This is a genomic window from Nocardia sp. Marseille-Q1738, assembly GCF_965283145.1.
The window spans coordinates 177,428-197,511 of record NZ_CBDIMS010000007.1 but is presented as its reverse complement, the minus strand read 5'-3'; the positions used below and the strand labels follow the sequence as shown (position 1 = coordinate 197,511).

Genomic DNA, 20,084 nt, shown 5'->3' with positions numbered 1-20,084 from the left:
ATTGTTTCGGGTAGCCGACACACCGTGCACTTTTGCTGGCGATGGGGTACCCGAATGACCCGCCCGGCACGTGTGCGGCCCAACCGGACCCGGCGGCCGCGGGTCACCACATTGCCGCAGTTGCTGTCGATGGCGGTGGAGACCAACCCGGACGGCATCGCCGTCGTACAGGCTGCGGAATGGCTCGGCGGCCGCGCCGTCCCGATGGAGTCGGCGGCGCGAATGAGCTACGCCGAGCTGGATTCCCGATCGACGCGGCTCGCTCGGTTGTTGCTCGAACGTGGCGTCGGCCCCGAAGACTTGGTCGCCGTGAGTATTCCGCACTCGATCCAGTCGGTGGTGGCGCTGTGGGCGGTGGCCAAGACCGGTGCCGGCTTCGTGCCGGTGGATCCGGACGATTCGCCGGACCTGGTCGAGCAGATGGTGTCCGATCCCGGTGTGGTGGCGGGACTGACGGTCGGTACCGTGCGTGACCAGCTGCCCGGACAGGTGACGTGGCTGGTCGTCGACGAGCCGGAGTTCGAACGTGCGTTGCTGAACTACCCGGCGGATGCGGTGACCCACATCGATCGGGTGCGTCCGTTGCAGGGCGAGCACCCGGCGTATGTGATCTACCCGCGGAATTCGAGCGGGCACCCGGAGCGGACGGTGGTCGCGCAGGCCGGTTTGTCCGGTTTCTGCGATGAGCAGCGGGAGCGCTACCGGGTGACGCCGCAGGCGCGGACGCTGCACTTCGTCGCGCCGTCGTCCGACCAGTTGGTGCTCGAGCTGCTGCTCGCCGTGAGTGGCGCGGCGACGATCGTCGTGGCTCCCGGATTCGATGGTGCGGGGCTCGCGGGACTGCTGTCCCGGGAACATGTGACGCATGTGTTCGGTGCGCCTGCGACACTCGCCGCCCTGGACCCGGCCGGATTGGATGAGCTGCGCGTGGTCGTCGCCACCGGCCAAGCGAGCCCGCCGGATCTGGTGCGGCACTGGGTCCGACCGGTCGCGGGCGGTGCGGCCCGTCTCTTCTTCAACGGTCGGGACCAGGCCGAGACCGCCGACTCGGCGGCTACCCTGGTGGACCTGTTCCACGCCCAGGTATCGGCGTCCCCCGAGTCGGTCGCGATTGTCGACCCGTCCGTTCCCGATGGGAAGTCCCTGACCTACGCCGAGTTCGCCGCCCGAGTGCATCGGTTGGCACGGCGGCTGATCGAGGCGGGTGTCGGTCCGGAAACGCTTGTCGCGCTGGGGATGCGGCGCTCGGTGGACCTGGTCGTCGCCATGTACGCGGTGCAGGAGGCTGGTGCCGGGTATGTCCCGCTCGACCTCGATCAGCCGATCGAGCGAGTCCGGTACGTGCTCGAGTCGGCGGCGCCGGTGTGTGTGCTGACCACGTCCCGCGATGGTTTCGACGGCGCCGGAGTGCCGACCCTGTCGCTGGACGACCTGGATTTGTCCGGTTACTCGGGTGCGCCGGTGGTCGATGCGGAGCGGATCGCGCCGTTGCGTCCGGCGCATCCGGCTTACGTGATCTTCACCTCCGGTTCGACCGGCCGCCCGAAGGGGGTCGCGGTTCCGCATGCCGCGGCGGTCAACCAGATTCGCTGGATCACCAGCGAGTACCGGATCGGTGTCGACGATGTGGTGTTGTTCAAGACGCCCGCGACGTTCGATGTGTCGGTGTGGGAGTTGTTCGGTCCGCTGAGCACCGGCGGCCGGATGGTCGTGGCGAGTCCGGATGGACACCGCGATCCGGCATATCTGGCCGAGGTGATCGCGGCCGAGCGCATCACCATGACCTCGTTCGTGCCATCGATGCTGACCGTCTTCGCCGGCGGCGCTGCCGCGGCGGGTAGCGAGGGGCTCGGCTCGCTGCGGGCGCTACTCATCGCGGGCGAGGCTTTCACCTCCGACGCTGTGGAGGCGATCCGGCGGGTGAGTTCGGCGGCGCTGTACAACCTGTACGGTCCGACGGAGTTCACCGTCCACGCCACCCACGCCCCGGTCGCCGAGGACGTGGCGGGCGCGGTCCCGATCGGTCTTCCGGTGTCGAATACCCAGGCGTACGTCCTCGATTCGCGCCTTCATCCGGTGCCGTCGGGTGTCGCGGGCGAGTTGTACCTAGCCGGTGCGCAATTGGCGCGCGGCTATTTCGGCCGTCCGGACCTGACCGCGGATCGGTTCGTGGCCAACCCGTTCGGTGCGCCGGGCAGCCGGATGTACCGCACCGGCGACCTCGTCACCGCCGACTCGACCGGTTCGCTCACCTTTGTCGGCCGCACTGATTTCCAAGTCAAGCTGCGTGGTCTGCGGATCGAGCTGGGTGAGATCGAAGCCGCGCTGCGGGCGCATGATTCGGTAGCGCAGTCCGTGGCGATCGTCAGGTCCGACGAGCGCCTGGGCGATCAGTTGATCGCTTACGTCGTGCCCGCGCGGCGGCCAGATGACATCGGTGACGAGCAGCCGTACCTGGACGAGTTGCGCAACCACTTGGCCGCGCGACTGCCCGCGTACATGGTGCCAACGGCGATCGTGGTGCTGGAGGCGTTGCCGCTGAGCCCGAACGGCAAGCTGGATCGCCGCGCGTTGCCGGAACCGGTTGTCCGGGAACGCGAATTCCGCGCACCGTCCACTCCGATCGAGCAGCTCGTCGCCACGACGTTCGCCGAAGTGCTCGGCGTGAGTGCGGACCGCCCGGTGGGTGCCGACGACGATTTCTTCGACCTGGGCGGCAACTCGCTGTTGGCCACCCAGATGATCGCCCGGCTCGGCGCGGCACTCGACACGCGTATGCCCGCTCGGGTGATCTTCGAGGCATCCACGGTCGCCGCACTCGCGGCGCGCCTGGCCTCGCTCCAGGGCACGGGCGGGCGGCGTGCGCTGGTTCCGGTCCCGCGCGACGGCGAGACGGCACAACCGATCCCGTTGTCGCTGGCGCAGCAGCGGATGTGGTTCCTCAACCAATTCGATCCGGCGTCGGCGGCGAACAATATTCCGTTCGCCGTCCGGCTGTCCGGAGCGTTGGACGTGGCGGCTTTGCAGGCGGCGGTCGCCGATCTGGTCGATCGGCACGAGACGCTGCGCACCGTGTATCCGGCACTGGACGGCACCGGCTATCAGCGGATTCTGCCTGCCGATCAGGCGGTTCCGAACCTGGCGCCGCGGCCGGTGGCGGAGGACGAACTCGCGGACTGGCTGCTCGATATCGTGTCGGCGGGTTTCGACGTGACCGCGCAGGTCCCGTTGCGCATCGCCCTTGCCGAACTGGTGCCGGGCGCGGATTCCGCGGACACCGTTGAGCACGTCCTCGCTGTCGTGGTCCACCACATCGCCGCCGACGGCGCGTCCATCGCGCCGATGGTCCGGGATCTGATGGCCGCGTATCTGGCCCGGGTGGATGGTGCCGCGCCGAACTGGCAACCACTGCCGGTGCAGTATGCGGATTACACGGTGTGGCAGCGCGCGGTGCTGGGTGACGAGTCCGATCCCGAATCGGTGGCCGCCACCCAAATCGACTACTGGCGTGCAGCTTTGCAGGGCATCCCGGATCGGCTGGAGCTGCCGGCGGATCGGCCTCGACCGAACGTCGCGTCCGGCCGGGGTGCGGAATTCTCGTTCGAGATCCCGGCCGAGATCCACGCCGAGCTGACCGAGCTGGCGCACCGCACGGGCGCCTCGCTGTTCATGGTGGTACACGCCGCTTTCGCGGTGTTGCTCGGCCGGTTGTCGGGTAGCGACGACATCACCATCGGCACACCGGTCGCCGGGCGCGGCGAGCGTGAGCTCGATGAGCTGATCGGCATGTTCGTCAACACGCTGGTGCTGCGGACCAAGGTCGATCCGGGCATTTCGTTCGCCGAGCTGCTCGCGGCCACCAAGGAGACGGATCTGGCGGCGCTCTCGCACGCCGAGTTGCCGTTCGAGCGACTGGTGGAGGTGCTCGATCCCGTTCGGTCGCAAGCGCATCACCCGCTGTTCCAGGTCGCGCTGTTCTTCCAGAACATGCAGTCCCCGCGGCTGGAATTGCCCGGACTGACCGCGACCGCCGTCGAGCTCGGCGGCGCGCAGGCCAAATTCGATCTCCAGCTGACCGTGGTGCCGCGCCAGGACCACGACGCCGCGGCCGGGCTGTCGGCGATGTTCACCTACGCCACCGATCTGTTCGACGAATCGACGATCGCGGAATTCGCGGCGCGGTTGCAGCGGTTGCTCGCCGCCGTGGCGACGGATCCGGCACAAACCATCGGCGAGGTGGACCTGCTGGCGTCGGCCGAGCGGGAACAGATTCTGGTCGGCTGGAATGACACCCGCCACCCGGTCGCCGCCGAACTGCTGCTCGATGGTTATCGCCGGGCGGTGGCGGCTCACCCGGATGCCGTCGCGTTGGTGTATGAGGGTGTCTCGCTCACCTACCGCGAGTTCGACGAGCGCGTCAACCGGCTGTCCCGGGTCCTGATTTCGCAGGGTGTGGGTGCGGAATCGCTGGTCGGGCTGTCGATTCGGCGCTCGGTCGATCTGGTGGTCGGCATCTACGCGATCGTGACGGCGGGCGGCGCGTATGTGCCGCTGGATCCCGATCATCCCGCGGATCGGATCGCGCACATTCTCGATACGGCACAGCCCGCGTGTGTGGTGACGAGGACCCCGGACGCGGTGACCGTCCCGTCGGGCACCGTACTGCTCCATATCGACGCTTTGGAGCTGGATCACATCGACAGTGCTCCGGTGCGCGCCGAGGAATTGCTGCGACCGGTCCTGCCACAGCACCCGGCGTATGTCATCTTCACCTCGGGTTCGACGGGCCGCCCCAAGGGCGTCGCCGTGTCGCATGCGGCGATCAACAATCAGATCGAGTGGATGCTGGCCGAGTATCCGCTGAGTCCCGATGACGTGTATCTGCAGAAGACCGCGACGACGTTCGACGTGTCGTTGTGGGGGTTCTTCATGCCGTTGCGGGTCGGGGCGAAACTGGTCGTGGCCACGCCCGATGGGCATCGGGATCCTGCCTATGTCGCGGAAACGATTGCCGCGCAGGGCGTGACGGTCACCGATTTCGTGCCGTCGATGTTGACGGTATTCGCCGCGCATACCGCGCCGGGTGCGTGCCCGAGTCTGGCGCATATCTTCGTGATCGGTGAGGCATTGCCGCCGGAGACGGTGGCCGCCGTGAACGCCGTGTCCGATGCCCGGGTGCACAACCTGTACGGGCCGACCGAGGCCGCGGTGTCGGTGACCTACTGGCCCGCTCGTGCTGCGGACGAGCGCTCGGTGCCGATCGGGTTGCCGCAGTGGAACACGCAGGTGTATGTGCTGGATTCGCGGTTGCGTCCGGTCCCTGCGGGCGTAGCGGGAGAGCTGTATCTGGCCGGTGACCAGCTTGCTCGCGGGTACGTGCGCCGTCCGGATCTGACCGCGGACCGATTCGTCGCCAATCCGTTCCGGACCGGTGCACGGATGTACCGGACCGGTGACCTGGTGGTGTGGCGTGCGCCTGCGGGGGATATGCCGCAGCGGCTCGATTACCTGGGTCGCACCGATTTCCAGGTGAAGTTCCGTGGCCAGCGGATCGAGCTGGGTGAGATCGAAACCGCATTGCTGGCCCAGCCTTCGGTGAGTCAGGCGGTCGCGCTGGTGGCGCCGTCGGCGCTGGGTGATCAGCTGGTCGCGTATGTGGTTCCCGCGCCAGGGCGGTCGGTGGAGCCGTCGGAATTGCTGGCCAGGATCGGTGAAACGCTTCCGGCGTACATGGTTCCGGCCACGATCGTTGTGTTGGACGCCTTCCCGTTGAACCCGAGCGGAAAGCTCGATCGTAAGGCGCTGCCGGAGCCGACCTTCGGCACTCGCGAATTCCGCGCCCCGGCAACGCCGGTGGAAGAGATCGTCGCCGGTGTCTTCGGCGAGGTTCTCGGTCTTAGCCGTGTCGGCGCCGACGACGATTTCTTCGCACTCGGCGGCAACTCGCTGATCGCCACGCAGGTGGTGGCGCGGTTGGGCGCCGCGGTGGGTGCCCGCATTCCGGTGCGAACGCTGTTCGAGACCTCGACCGTGACGGACTTGGCTACCGCGATCGAGTCGCACACGCACGCCGACCGCCGTGTCGAACTGGGTAGCCTCGTCCGGCCGGAGCGGTTGCCGTTGTCGTTGGCGCAGCGGCGGATGTGGTTCCTGAACCGGTTCGATCAGGTCGACGACGATCCGGCGGCGGCATCGGGCTCGGCGGCCTATAACCTGCCGTTCGCGCTTCGGCTCACCGGGCTGCTCGACGTGGCGGCGCTGGCCGCGGCGCTCGATGACGTGGTGGCGCGGCATGAGGTGCTGCGCACCGTGTACCCGGAAACCGCCGAGGGGCCCGTGCAGGTCGTCCTGCCCGCCGGACAGGTGACGTTGGATGTCGCACCGGAGCGGGTCACCGAATCCGAGATCGCGGCGGCTGTGTACGCGCTCGCCGCGACGCCGTTCGACGTGACCTCCGAAGTGCCGGTGCGGGTGCGGCTGCTGGAGATCGATGGACGCGCGCCCGGGTCGCCATCGGAGTACGTGCTCGCTGTCGTGGTGCACCACATCGCCGCCGACGCCTCGTCGATGGGGCCGCTGGTGCGCGATGTGATGGTGGCCTATGCCGCGCGGAACGCGGGTTCCGCCCCGGCGTGGACACCACTGCCGGTGCAGTACGCCGACTACGCGCTCTGGCAGCGCGCCGTGCTCGGCGACGAATCCGATCCCGAGTCCATTGCCGCGCAGCAGATCGCGTACTGGCGCGAGCACCTCGCCGAGCTTCCCGACCTGCTGGAACTGCCCACCGACCGGCCCCGGCCCGCGGTGGCATCACTGGCCGGTGGACGGGTGGAGGTGTCGGTGGATGCCGCCACGCACGCCGGGCTCGTGCGACTGGCACGCGCCAACGGCGCCACCCTCTTCATGGTCGTGCACACCGCGCTCGCTGTGCTGCTCGCGCGGCTGTCCGGTTCCGGCGATATCGCGATCGGCACACCGGTAGCGGGTCGCGGTGAACGTGAACTCGACGATCTCATCGGTATGTTCGTCAACACCGTGGTGTTCCGGACCCGCCTGTCCGGTGGCGACTCGTTCACCGAAGTATTGGCGCGGCAACGGGAAATCGATCTGCAGGCGTTCGCGAATGCCGATATTCCGTTCGAGCGCTTGGTGGAAGTGCTCAACCCGCGACGCTCGACCGCGCATCATCCGCTGTTCCAGGTGGGCCTGTCGTTCCAGAACCTGGCACGAACCGCGCTGGAATTACCCGGCTTGACGATCGCCGGAGTGGAAGCGGATCTGAATGTGTCGCAGTTCGATCTGCATCTGATCGTGGGTGACACCTACGACGAGGCCGGTGGCGCGGCGGGGATCGGTGGCTACTTCACCTACGCCACGGATCTTTTCGACGCCGTGACGGTGCGGGGCTTCGCCAAGCGTTTGTCGCGCATCCTGGCGGCCGTCGTGACGGACGCGACGACACCGGTCGGGGATATCGAGATTCTCGATACGGCCGAACGGATCGAAGTGCTGTCGGTGTGGAACGCCACCGACCGCGCGATCGACACGGCTGTGCTGCCCGGCAGCTCCACGCCGGAGTCGTCCGTCGCGACGACGCTCGCGGCGCTGTTGGATTCCGCCGTCGCCGCGGCCCCGGATGCCGTCGCGCTGGTCGCCGACGCCCAGGACTCGGGGGGCGGTCGGCAGGAGCTGACGTATGCGGAGCTGGACGCCCGGGTCAACCGTTTGGCCCGCTATCTGATCGCGCAAGGCGTCGGCCCGGAATCGCGGGTGGCGTTGGCGTTGCGCAGGTCGGTGGACCTGGTTGTGGCGATGTACGCGGTGGCGCGGGCCGGTGGTGCGTATGTGCCGGTGGACCCCGACCAGCCCGCCGAACGGACCGGCTACATCCTGGAGACGGCGGCACCGGTCTGTGTATTGACCAATGCCGAGGCGGCTTTCGCCTCCGATGCCGCGCCTGTGGTGCCACTGGACGAACTCGACCTGACCGAGCTGTCCGCCGCTACGGTCACCGATGCCGAGCGGCTGACGCCGTTGCGCCCGGAGAACACCGCGTATGTGATCTTCACGTCGGGTTCGACGGGTCGCCCCAAGGGCGTCGCGGTGTCGCACGGCGCGATCGTGAATCAGTTGCTGTGGAAGTCGTTCGAGTTCGGTCTCGTCGACGATGACACGGTCTTGCTGAAGACGGCGGCGACGTTCGACCTGTCGGTGTGGGAGTTCTGGTCCGCGGCGGTCTGCCAGGGCCGGTTGGTGCTCGCCGCGCCGGACGGGCATCGCGATCCGGCGTACCTGAACGAGCTGATCACCCGCGAATCGGTGACCACGTTGCATGTGGTGCCGTCCATGCTCGACGCATTGCTCGCCAACGCCGACACCGGCACACCGCTCCCCGCACTGCGGCGAGTGCTGGCCATCGGCGAGGCGTTGCCCGCCGCGACCGCGCAGCGCTTCCAGATCGTGAATCCGAAAGCCGAACTGTTCAATCTGTACGGTCCGACCGAGGCGGCGGTGTCGATCACCAGCCACCGGGTTACGGCTGCTGATGAGACGTTGGTTCCGATTGGTGCGCCGGAGTGGAACAGCCGGGTTTATGTGCTGGACGCGCGTTTGCGGCCGGTGCCGGTGGGTGTTTCCGGTGAGCTGTATTTGGCTGGTGCGCAGTTGGCGCGTGGTTATTTCGGTCGTGCGGATTTGACGGCGGATCGTTTCGTGGCGAATCCGTTCGAGCCGGGTGCTCGGATGTATCGCACGGGTGATCTGGTCGCGTGGAATGCTGCCGGTGAGCTGGAGTACCGGGGTCGTACGGATTTCCAGGTGAAGATTCGTGGTTTCCGTATCGAACTGGGTGAGATCGAGGCCGCGCTGTTGGCGTTGCGGCAGGTCGCGCAGGCGGCGGTGATCGCGAAGTCGGATCCGAAGGCCGGTGACCGGCTCGTCGCCTACCTGGTCCCGAGTGATATCGACGCCGGTATCGATGTGGCCGCGGTGAAGTCCCTGCTGTCCGCGGGGTTGCCGTCGTACATGGTGCCGTCGGCGTTCGTGGTGCTGGACGCTCTGCCGTTGAATGTCAACGGCAAGCTGGATCGGAAGGCGTTGCCGGAGCCGGAGTTCGAGGCTCAGGCATTCCGTGCGCCGTCGACTCCGATCGAGGAGATCGTCGCCGCGGTTTATGCCGAGGTGCTCGGAGTCGAGCGTGTGGGTGCGGATGACGATTTCTTCGCGCTCGGTGGTAATTCGCTGTTGGCGACGCAGGTCGCCGCCCGTATCGGTAAGGCATTGGATGCCCGGGTGCCGGTGCGGTGGCTGTTCGAAGCGTCTACTGTCGCGGGGCTGGCTGTACGGGCCGAGCGGCACGCGGGAGCGGGTGGGCGCCGGGATTTGGTGGCCGGTCCGCGACCGGACCGGATTCCGTTGTCGTTGGCGCAGCAGCGGATGTGGTTCCTGAACCAGTTCGACACCGAGTCCGCCGCGTACAACGTGCCCATCGCGGTGCGGCTGACCGGGGCGCTCGATATCGCCGCACTGCAGCAGGCGGTGTCGGATGTCGTCGTGCGCCACGAGATTCTGCGCACCATCTACCCGCAGACCGAAGACGGCCCGGTTCAGGTCATCCTGCCGCCGGGACAGGCCGTGCCACGCTTGGACGTCCGATCGGTGGCGCCGCAGGATATCGAATCCGCGGTGACGGCATTGACGTCGACGATCTTCGACGTGACCTCCGAGGTGCCGGTGCGGGTCGCGTTGTTCCAGATCGCTGGTGATACAGCGCATTCCGCTGTTTCCGAGCCGGTGGAATATGTGCTCGCGATGGTGGTGCATCACATTTCCGGTGATGGTTCGTCCGTGGGGCCGTTGACGCGGGACCTGATGATGGCGTACGCGGCTCGTTCGATGGGCGCGGTCCCGAATTTCGCGCCGCTGGCGGTGCAGTATGCGGATTACAGCATCTGGCAGCGTGAACTGCTCGGTAGTGAGGATGATCCGGAGTCGTTGGCTGCCAAGCAGGTTGCGTATTGGCGGCAGGCGTTGGCTGGTCTGCCGGATCAGTTGGATTTGCCGTCGGATCGGCCGCGTCCTGCGGTGCAGTCGTTCGCTGGTGGCAAGGTCGAGTTGCGGGTGGATGCCCGGACTCATCAGGCGTTGATCGAGTTGGCGCGTGCTGAGGGTGCGACGCTGTTCATGGTTGTGCACACCGCGTTGGCGGTGCTGTTGTCTCGTTTGTCTGGGACTGATGACATCGCGATCGGTACGCCGATGGCGGGTCGTGGCGAAGCGGTGCTGGATGACTTGATCGGTATGTTCGTCAATACCTTGGTGTTCCGTACCCGGGTGGATTCGGGTGAGGCGTTCACCGAGCTGTTGGGCCGTCAGCGTGAGACGGATATTCAGGCGTTCGCCAATGCTGATGTGCCGTTCGAGCGTTTGGTGGAGGTGCTCAACCCGGTCCGTTCGACCGCGCGGCATCCGCTGTTCCAGGTCGGCCTGTCGTTCCAGAATCTGGCGCAGGCCGCGCTGGAGCTGCCCGGCTTGAGCGTGTCGGGGTTGGATATCGATACCGAGCTGTCGCAGTTCGACCTGCACCTCATCGCAGCTGACCACTACAGTGACGCGGGCGAGCCTCTCGGTGTCACCGGGGTCTTCACCTATGCGACGGACCTGTTCGACCGGGAGACGGTGCAGGGCTTTGTGGATCGGTTCGCGCGTTTGCTCGGTGAGATCATCGCCGCGCCGCGCACGCCGGTGGGTGACCTGGAACTGCTCGACGCCGCCGAGCGGACGGAACTGGTCGTCGGCCGTAACGCGACCGCCTCGGCGCTGGATTCGACCGCGACATTGGTCTCCTTGTTGGATGCCACCGTCGCCGCGGATCCGAAGGCCGTGGCACTGGTCGGTGACGCTCCGGCAGGTGCTGGGCGTGTGGAGTTGACCTACGCCGAGTTGGATGCTCGGGTCAACCGGCTGGCGCGCTATCTGCTGGCGCGGGGTGTCGGTGCCGAGGATCGGGTTGCGCTGGCTCTGCGCCGGTCGGTGGATCTCGTGGTCGCCATGTACGCGGTCGCGAAAGCCGGTGCGGCGTATGTTCCGGTCGATCCGGATCATCCGGCTGACCGGACCGACTACATTCTGGAGACCGCGGCACCGGTCTGTGTGCTGTCGAATGCCGACGCTGAGTTCGATACCGATGTCGCGCCGGTGGTGCGGATCGATGAACTGGGTCTCGGGGAGCTGGACGCGTCGCCGATCAGCGACGCGGATCGTGTCACGCCGTTGCGTCCGGAGAACACCGCGTACGTGATCTTCACCTCCGGTTCGACGGGTCGGCCGAAGGGTGTCGCGGTTCCGCACGGGGCGATCGCGAACCAATTGCAGTGGAAGAGCACCGAGTTCGGTCTGGACGCTGCGGACGCGGTCTTGTTGAAGACGGCGGCGACGTTCGACTTGTCGGTGTGGGAGTTCTGGTCCGCGGCGGTGTGTGGTGGTCGTTTGGTTATCGCCGCACCCGACGGTCATCGTGATCCGGCGTACTTGAACGAGTTGATGGCGCGGGAGTGGGTCACCACGCTGCATGTGGTGCCCTCGATGCTGGACGCGCTGCTGACGGCCGGGATGCCGAATTCGTTGTGGCGGGTGCTGGCGATCGGTGAAGCTCTGCCGGGTGCGGTCGCGCAGCGGTTGTTGCGCGAGTATCCGCGTACGGAGTTGTTCAACCTTTACGGTCCGACCGAGGCAGCGGTGTCGATCACCAGCCACCGCGTCGCCCTCGCCGATGAGACATCCGTGTCGATCGGTGTCCCGGAGTGGAACAGCCAGGTCTACGTCCTCGATTCCCGGCTGCGGCCGGTGCCCGACGGTGTCTCTGGTGAGCTGTATCTGGCGGGTGCGCAGCTGGCGCGCGGCTACTTCGGTCGTGCGGATCTGACGGCGGATCGGTTCGTCGCCAATCCGTTCCAACCGGGTGCACGCATGTACCGCACCGGTGACCTGGTCGCCTGGAACGCCAATGGCGAACTCGAGTACCGGGGTCGTACGGACTTCCAAGTGAAGATCCGTGGTTTCCGTATCGAGCTCGGTGAGATCGAAGCCGCGTTGCTCGCGCTGCCGCAGATCGCGCAGACGGCGGTGATCGCCAAGTCCGATCCCAAGACCGGTGACCGTCTGGTTGCCTACCTGGTGCCCAGTGATGCCGATGCGGGTGTCGATGTGGCGGCGGTGAAGTCCGCGCTGACGGCGGGTTTGCCGTCGTACATGGTGCCTTCGGCGTTCGTGGTGCTGGACGCTTTGCCGTTGAATGTCAACGGCAAGCTGGATCGGAAGGCGTTGCCGGAGCCGGAGTTCGAGGTTCAGGCGTTCCGGGCGCCGTCGACTCCGATCGAGGAGATCGTGGCGTCGGTGTTCGCCGAGGTGCTGGGTGTCGAGCGTGTCGGCGCGGATGACGATTTCTTCGCCTTGGGTGGTAACTCGCTGCTGGCGACGCAGGTCGCGGCACGGATCGGTGCGGCGTTGGATGCGCGTGTGCCGGTGCGGGTGTTGTTCGAAGCCTCGACGGTGGCTGGTTTGGCGGCGAAGGCCGAGCAGCATGCGGGTGCTGGTGGGCGTCGCGCTCTGGCGGCGGGTCCGCGTCCGGAGCGGATCCCGTTGTCGTTGGCCCAGCAGCGGATGTGGTTCCTCAACCAGTTCGACACCGCTTCGGCCGTCAACAACATCCCGGTGGCGATCCGCCTGACCGGCGACCTGGACGTCGCGGCGCTGCAATCGGCGATCACGGATATGGTCGCGCGGCACGAGATCCTGCGCACCATCTACCCGCAGACCTCCGACGGACCGGTGCAACGGATCCTGGAACCGCGCGAGGTGCCGGTCGATCTCACGCCGGTGCCGCTCGGCCCGGACCGCGTCGCGGAGGAAGTGCAGCGGGCTGTCGTCGCCGGTTTCGACGTCACGGTGGAAGTTCCGTTCCGCGCCGAGTTGTTCCAGCTCAGCGGAACCGAGTACGTCCTCGTGTTCGTCGCGCACCACATCAGCGCGGATGGCTGGTCCATGGGCCCGCTCGTCCGTGATCTGATGCTGGCCTACGCCGCCCGCTCGGGCGGTGCGGCACCCGGCTGGGCCCCGTTGCCGGTGCAGTACGCGGATTTCAGTATCTGGCAGCGCGAGGTCCTCGGTTCGGAAACCGATCCGGAGAGCCTGATCTCGCAGCAGGCGGACTACTGGCGCACCGCGCTGGCCGGTCTGCCCGACGAGCTCAACCTGCCGACCGACCGGCCTCGCCCGGTCGCGCAGTCGTTCGCCGGCGGCAAGATCGGTTTCACGATCGACGCCCAGGTGCACGCGGAACTCGTCCGCCTGGCTCGCGAGCACAACGCGACCATGTTCATGGTCGTGCACGCCGCGCTGGCGCTGTTCCTGGCCCGCATGTCGGGCACCGGGGATATCGCCATCGGCACGCCGGTCGCCGGTCGCGGCGAGGCCGAGCTCGACGACGTGATCGGCATGTTCGTCAACACCCTGGTGCTGCGCACGGACGTGCGGGGCGAGGACGCCTTCGGCGATTTGCTCGCGCGGGCCAAGGACGCCGACTTGGAGGCATTCGCGCACGCGGACATCCCATTCGAGCGCCTGGTGGAAGTCCTCAATCCGGAACGCTCCACCGCGCGGCATCCGCTGTTCCAGGTGGCGCTGTCGTTCGAGAACCTGCCGAACGCGGGCTTCGAGCTGCCCGGGTTGCGCGTCGAAGCCGTCGATTTCGATGTCGAGACCGCGAAATTCGATCTGTTCCTCACCGTCCGAGAGGCAGGCGCCGAAGCCGACGGTGTCGGCATGTACGCCGAGTTCTCCTTCGCCCGTGATCTTTTCGATGACGCCACGGTGCGGGTGTTCGCCGAGCGGTTCACCCGCCTGCTCGAGGCGATCGTCACCGCCCCACACCGTCCGGTCGGCGATCTGCCACTGCTGGACGCTTCCGAACGCGAGCTGCTGACCCACGTACACAGTGCCGACGCGCTGCCTCCGGGGCTGCTCCCGGATCTCTTGACCCGCGGCGCGCAGTCCAGCCCCGGCAACATCGCGGTACGCGACCGGGGCCGGTCGATCACCTATCGCAGGCTCGACGAGTACTCGTCGCGATTGGCTCGGGTCCTGATCGACCGTGGCGTCGGACCGGAAAAGCTGGTCGCGCTGTCGTTGTCGAGGTCGTACGAGATGATCGCCGCGGTGTGGGCGGTGGCCAAGGCCGGTGGCGCGTACGTGCCGATCGACCCGGCTTATCCGGCGGATCGATTGCGGCACATGGTGACCGATTCTCGGGCCGTGATCGGGTTGACCGCCGCCGAGTACGTCGAGCAGTTGCCCGACGATGTGGCGTGGCTGGTGCTCGACGATCCCGCGACCGAGGAGTTGCTGGCGGACCAGCCCGCTACGCCGGTCACCGACGCGGACCGGATCGCGCCGCTGACCGCGCGGCATCCCGCGTATGTGATCTACACGTCGGGATCGACGGGCTTGCCGAAGGGCGTCACCGTCACCCACGCCGGGCTGGCCGGTTTGGCCGAGTACGCGACCGAGCAGTACGGCATCCAGGGGCAGCACCGGTTCCTGCATGTCTGCTCGCCGAGCTTCGACGTGTCGGTGCTGGAATGGCTGTGCGCGTTCGCCAACGGGGCGACGCTGGTGATCGTGCCGCCGACCATCCTCGGCGGCGCGGATCTGGGTGAGCTGTTGCGCGCCGAAGCGGTGACGCACGCGGTCATCACACCGGCGATGCTGGGCACGGTCGCGCCGGACGGGCTGGAAGACTTCGAGGTCGTCTCGGTCGCCGGCGATGCCACCACCCCGGAACTGCTGGCCAAATGGCAGCCGGGACGGCGGTATGTCAACGGATACGGTCCGACCGAGGCGACGATCATCGCGACGTACGCCACCTTGACCGCCGGACAGCACATCACCATCGGCCGTCCGGTGCCGGGCATGTCCGCGCTGGTGCTGGACGCACGGCTCAACCCGGTGCCGCCCGGCGTCGTCGGTGAGCTGTATCTCGCCGGTGGCGCCCTGGCCCGTGGCTACCAGCACCGGATGGGTCTGACCGCCGAGCGGTTCGTCGCGAACCCCTGGGGTGAGCCGGGCTCGCGGATGTATCGGACCGGTGACGTGGTGCGATGGTACGCCGAGCCGGTCGAGCGGACCGGTGATCGAGTTCCCGCGTCGGAGTGGGAACTGGACTACGTCGGTCGCTCGGACTTCCAGGTCAAGATCCGCGGCTTCCGCATCGAACTCGGGGAGATCGACGCGGTGCTGAGCAGCCACGACGACGTCGAGTTCGCGGTCACGCTCGGCCGCGACACGGCCGGTGGGAAAACGCTGGTGTCCTACGTACTGGCCGTCCAGGGCCGCTCGATCGATGCCGCCGAGCTCACCGACTACGCCGCGCGCACGCTGCCGCCGCACATGGTGCCCGCCGCGATCGTGGTGCTGGACGAGATCCCGCTCACGCCGGTCGGCAAACTCGATCGAAAAGCATTGCCGGAGCCCACGTTCGAGAAGGCGGTGTTCCGCGCGCCGACCACGCCGATCGAACAGATCGTCGCCGACACGTTCGCCGACGTGCTCGGCCTCGGAGACGGGTCCAGCTACCTCGGCCGCGACGACGACTTCTTCGCCCTCGGCGGCAACTCGCTGCTGGCCACCCAGGTGGCGGCCCGGTTGGGTGCGGCACTCGACGCGCAGGTACCGGTGCGATTGTTGTTCGAGGCCGCCACGGTGGCCGGGCTGGCGCGGAAGGTGGAACAGCAGGCTGGTGCGGGTGGGCGCCGTGCGCTGGTGGCCGGTCCGCGCCCGGAGCGGATCCCGCTGTCGCTCGCGCAGCAGCGCATGTGGTTCCTCAACCAGTTCGACACCGAATCGGCGGCCTACAACGTGCCGGTGGCGGTGCGGCTGGCCGGTGACCTCGATGTGCCCGCGCTGCGGGCCGCCATCGGGGACGTGGTCGGCAGGCACGAGATCCTGCGCACCGTTTACCCGCAGACGGACGCCGGTCCGGCACAGGTGGTCCTCCCTCCGGCGCAGGCGATTCCGGAGCTGGCCGTGCGGAGGATCGGCGCGGCGGACATCGAATCCGCCGTGCTGGAGGTGGTATCGACCATCTTCGACGTCACCAGCGACGTGCCGCTGCGGGTCGAACTCTTCGAGATCGACGATGCCGGAGCGGAGCGCACCTACGTGCTGGCCATGGCCGTCCACCACATCAGCGCCGACGGCTGGTCGGTCGGCCCGCTGACGCGCGATGTGATGCTGGCCTACACGGCGCGTTCGCAGGGTGCGGCACCCAGTTGGGCGCCGCTGCCGGTGCAGTACGCCGATTTCAGCGTCTGGCAGCGTGACCTGCTGGGCAGCGAGGACGACGCGGATTCGCTCGCGGTACAGCAGATCTCCTACTGGCAGACCGCGTTGGCGGGCCTGCCGGACCAGTTGGATCTGCCGTCGGATCGGCCGCGTCCGCCCATGCAGTCGTTCGCCGGTGGCAAGGTCGACGTGCACATCGACGCGCAGACGCATCGCGCGTTGATCGAGCTGGCCCGGGCCGAGGGCGCAACGCTGTTCATGGTCGTGCACACCGCATTCGCCGTCCTCTTGTCACGTTCGGCCGGCGCCGACGACATCGCGATCGGCACGCCGATAGCCGGTCGCGGCGAGGCCGTCCTGGACGAGCTGATCGGCATGTTCGTCAACACGCTGGTTCTGCGCAGCCGGGTCGATGCGGCGGAGTCGTTCGCCGATCTGCTGGTCCGCCAGCGCGAAACGGACGTCCAGGCCTTCGCCAATGCGGATGTGCCGTTCGAACGGCTCGTCGAGGTACTGAATCCGGTGCGCTCGACCGCGCGGCACCCGTTGTTCCAGGTGGGTCTGTCGTTCCAGAACCTGGCCAGGGCCACGCTGGAACTGCCGGATCTCTCGGTCGAGACCGTCGCCATCGATACCCAGCTCTCGCAGTTCGATCTGCATCTGATCGTCGCTGACGGCTACGACGCGGACGGAAACCCAGCGGGCATCGGTGGCTTCATCACCTACGCCACGGACCTGTTCGATCGGGACACGGTGCAGGGCATCGTCGACCGGCTGTTGCGGATCATCCGCGCCGCGGTGGCGGACCCCACGCTGCCGGTGGGTGATCTGCCGTGGCTGGACGAGACCGAAGTGACCGAGCTGGTAGCGGGCCGCAACGATACGGCGCACCAGGTCGATGAGTCCGGGACGCTGGTGTCGTTGCTCGAGGCATCGGTCGCGGCCACACCCGGCGCCGTCGCCATCGTCGCCGATGCGGGCGGCGACGGCGCGCCCGCTCGGACGCTGACCTACGACGAACTCGACCGTCGCGTCAACCGCCTTGCCAGGTACCTGATCTCGCGAGGTATCGGCGTGGAATCGCGGGTAGCGCTGGCCATCGGCCGCTCGGTCGATCTCGTGGTCGCCATGTACGCGGTCGCGAAGGCCGGTGCGGTGTACGTGCCGATCGATCCGGATCATCCGGCCGAGCGGATCGAGTACATCCTGGGCACCGCGGCCCCGGCGCTGGTGCTGACGACGAGCCGCGACGAGGTGGACGCCACCGTCATCGAGAACACCCGCACGGAGATCGCTGACGGGACTGCCGCCGCGGCTGCTGTGGCGCGTGTCGACGAACTCGACCTGTCGGGGTACGCGGACGGGCCGATCGCTCCCGAGGAACGTCGCGGTGATCTCACGGCGGCCAACACGGCTTACGTGATTTTCACGTCGGGCTCGACGGGTCGGCCGAAGGGAGTCGCCGTCCCGCACGGTGCGATCGTCAACCAATTGCTCTGGAAGCAGGCCGAATTCGGGTTGGGATCCGACGACGCGATGCTGTTGAAAACGGCGGCGACGTTCGATCTGTCGGTGTGGGAGTTCTGGTCGGCGGCCGTCTCCGGCGGGCGGCTGGTGATCGCGACGCCGGAGGGGCATCGTGATCCGTCGTACCTGAACAACCTCATCCGCGACGCCGAGGTGACCACGTTGCACGTGGTGCCGTCCATGCTCGACGCGTTGCTGACCGAATCGGAGGCACGCTTGCCCGCGTCGTTGCGGCGGGTGCTTGCCATCGGCGAGGCATTGCCCGCCGCGACCGCGCAGCGTTTCCTATCGGCGAATCCCGAAGTGGCGCTATACAACTTGTACGGACCGACCGAGGCGGCGGTGTCGATCACGCGTCACCGGGTGACCGACACCGATACGACTTCGGTGCCCATCGGCGTGCCGGAGTGGAACAGTCAGGTTTATGTGCTGGACGCGCGTTTGCGGCCGGTGCCGGTGGGTGTTTCCGGTGAGCTGTATTTGGCTGGTGCGCAGTTGGCGCGTGGTTATTTCGGTCGTGCGGATTTGACGGCGGATCGTTTCGTGGCGAATCCGTTCGAGCCGGGTGCTCGGATGTATCGCACGGGTGATCTGGTCGCGTGGAATGCTGCCGGTGAGCTGGAGTATCGGGGTCGTACGGATTTCCAGGTGAAGATTCGTGGTTTCCGTATCGAACTGGGTGAGATCGAGGCGGCGCTCCTGCGCCAGGAGGCGGTCGCGGCCGCCGCGGTGGTCGCCCATACAGATTCGAGCGGAGATCGTCTCGTCGCCTATGTCGTCGGCGCCGACGGCGTCATCGACACCCAGCGGCTCGGCGCGGCTCTCGCGGCGGAACTGCCGTCGTACATGGTGCCGTCCACGGTCATCGAACTGACCGCGCTTCCGTTGAACGCGAACGGCAAACTCGACCGGGCGGCGCTGCCGAAACCCGTGCTCGAGCAGGCGCGGTTCCGTGCTCCGGTCACTCCGCTGGAACAGACGGTGGCCCGAGTGTTCGGCGAGGTACTCGGCGTCGCCGAGGTCGGTCTCGATGACGACTTCTTCGGTCTCGGCGGTAATTCCCTGGTCGCGACGCAGGCGGTGAGCCGGTTGCGCCGCGTGACCGGCGCCGAGGTCCGGGTGCAGTGGTTCTTTACCGATTCCACCGTCGCGGGACTCAGCGGCCGGATCGAGACGGCGATCGCGCAGGGCTACGACTTCGGCCCCGATCCGGACGATGGGCTCGGCGTGCTGCTGCCGATCCGGGCGGAAGGGACAGCGGATCCCTTGTTCTGCCTGCATCCGATGTACGGGTTGTCGTGGAGCTATGTGGGCCTGGCCCGGTTCCTGCCTTCCGGACAGCCCATTCTCGGCATCCAGTCGCCTGCCCTGTCGGAAGACGGGTACCTGCCCGGCTCGCTCACCGAGATGGCTCGCCGCTACGTCGCCGAGATCCGGGCCGTGCAGCCCGAGGGACCGTACCGGCTGCTGGGCTGGTCGTTGGGCGGGGTCGTGGCCCACGCGGTGGCGACCGAGCTGCAAGCGGCAGGCGAACAGGTGGCGCTGCTGGCCATGCTGGACAGCTACCCGGATGTGGATGTCTCCGATTTCCGCGGCACGATTCGTCAGGGCTTGGCCGAGCTCGGCATCGGCGGGGACGCGATCTCCTCCGACGGCGACATCCACGAGCTCAGCGAGGAGGCACTGGACTCGTTGCACGCGTCGATTCCGCCCGAGCTGGCCGTGCTGACCAAGGAGCGGCTGCGGCGGATCTACCGCAGTGCGGTGCGGTCGGTCGAGCTGATCGCCGAATACCGCCCCGACGTATACCGCGGCACGCTCGAATACTTCAGCGCCGGCATCGGCGGGCCGGGCCAGACCGAAGCCGATCTTCGAGCGGCAGCGACCCAATGGCATCCATATGTAGCTGGGGATATCGTCGATAGGCCGATCAATGCGAATCATCAGCAAATGGCTTCTCCCGAGGCGCTTGCCGAGATCGGTCCCCAGCTCGCGAGTCTGCTCGATCCGCGGGAGTAGGTGCTGCGGCGCACCCGCCGCCGGGCTGGGCCACCGCCGGGCCCGGCCCTGGCGGCTTCGCGACACCAATCGCGCGCCGGGAGGGAATAATCGTCGCAAGCACTCGCCCGCGCTCGGAACAACTCGCGGGTCCGTCGCGCTCGGCCGTGCCGCGGCGGATTCGTAACGATCGGTATGCGCGCGTTCGATGATCATGAGGG

General features: G+C 67.4%; 1 protein-coding gene. It reads left to right on the top strand.

The genetic code is table 11. The annotated features are described in order from the left end of the window. The first annotated feature begins 54 nt into the window (after nt 1–54). Nucleotides 55–19,884: a non-ribosomal peptide synthase/polyketide synthase gene (locus tag ACWPXK_RS24170; RefSeq protein ID WP_454198585.1), complete on the top strand. Its 19,830-nt coding sequence runs from the start codon at nt 55–57 to the stop codon at nt 19,882–19,884. Nucleotides 19,885–20,084 lie beyond the last annotated feature (200 nt).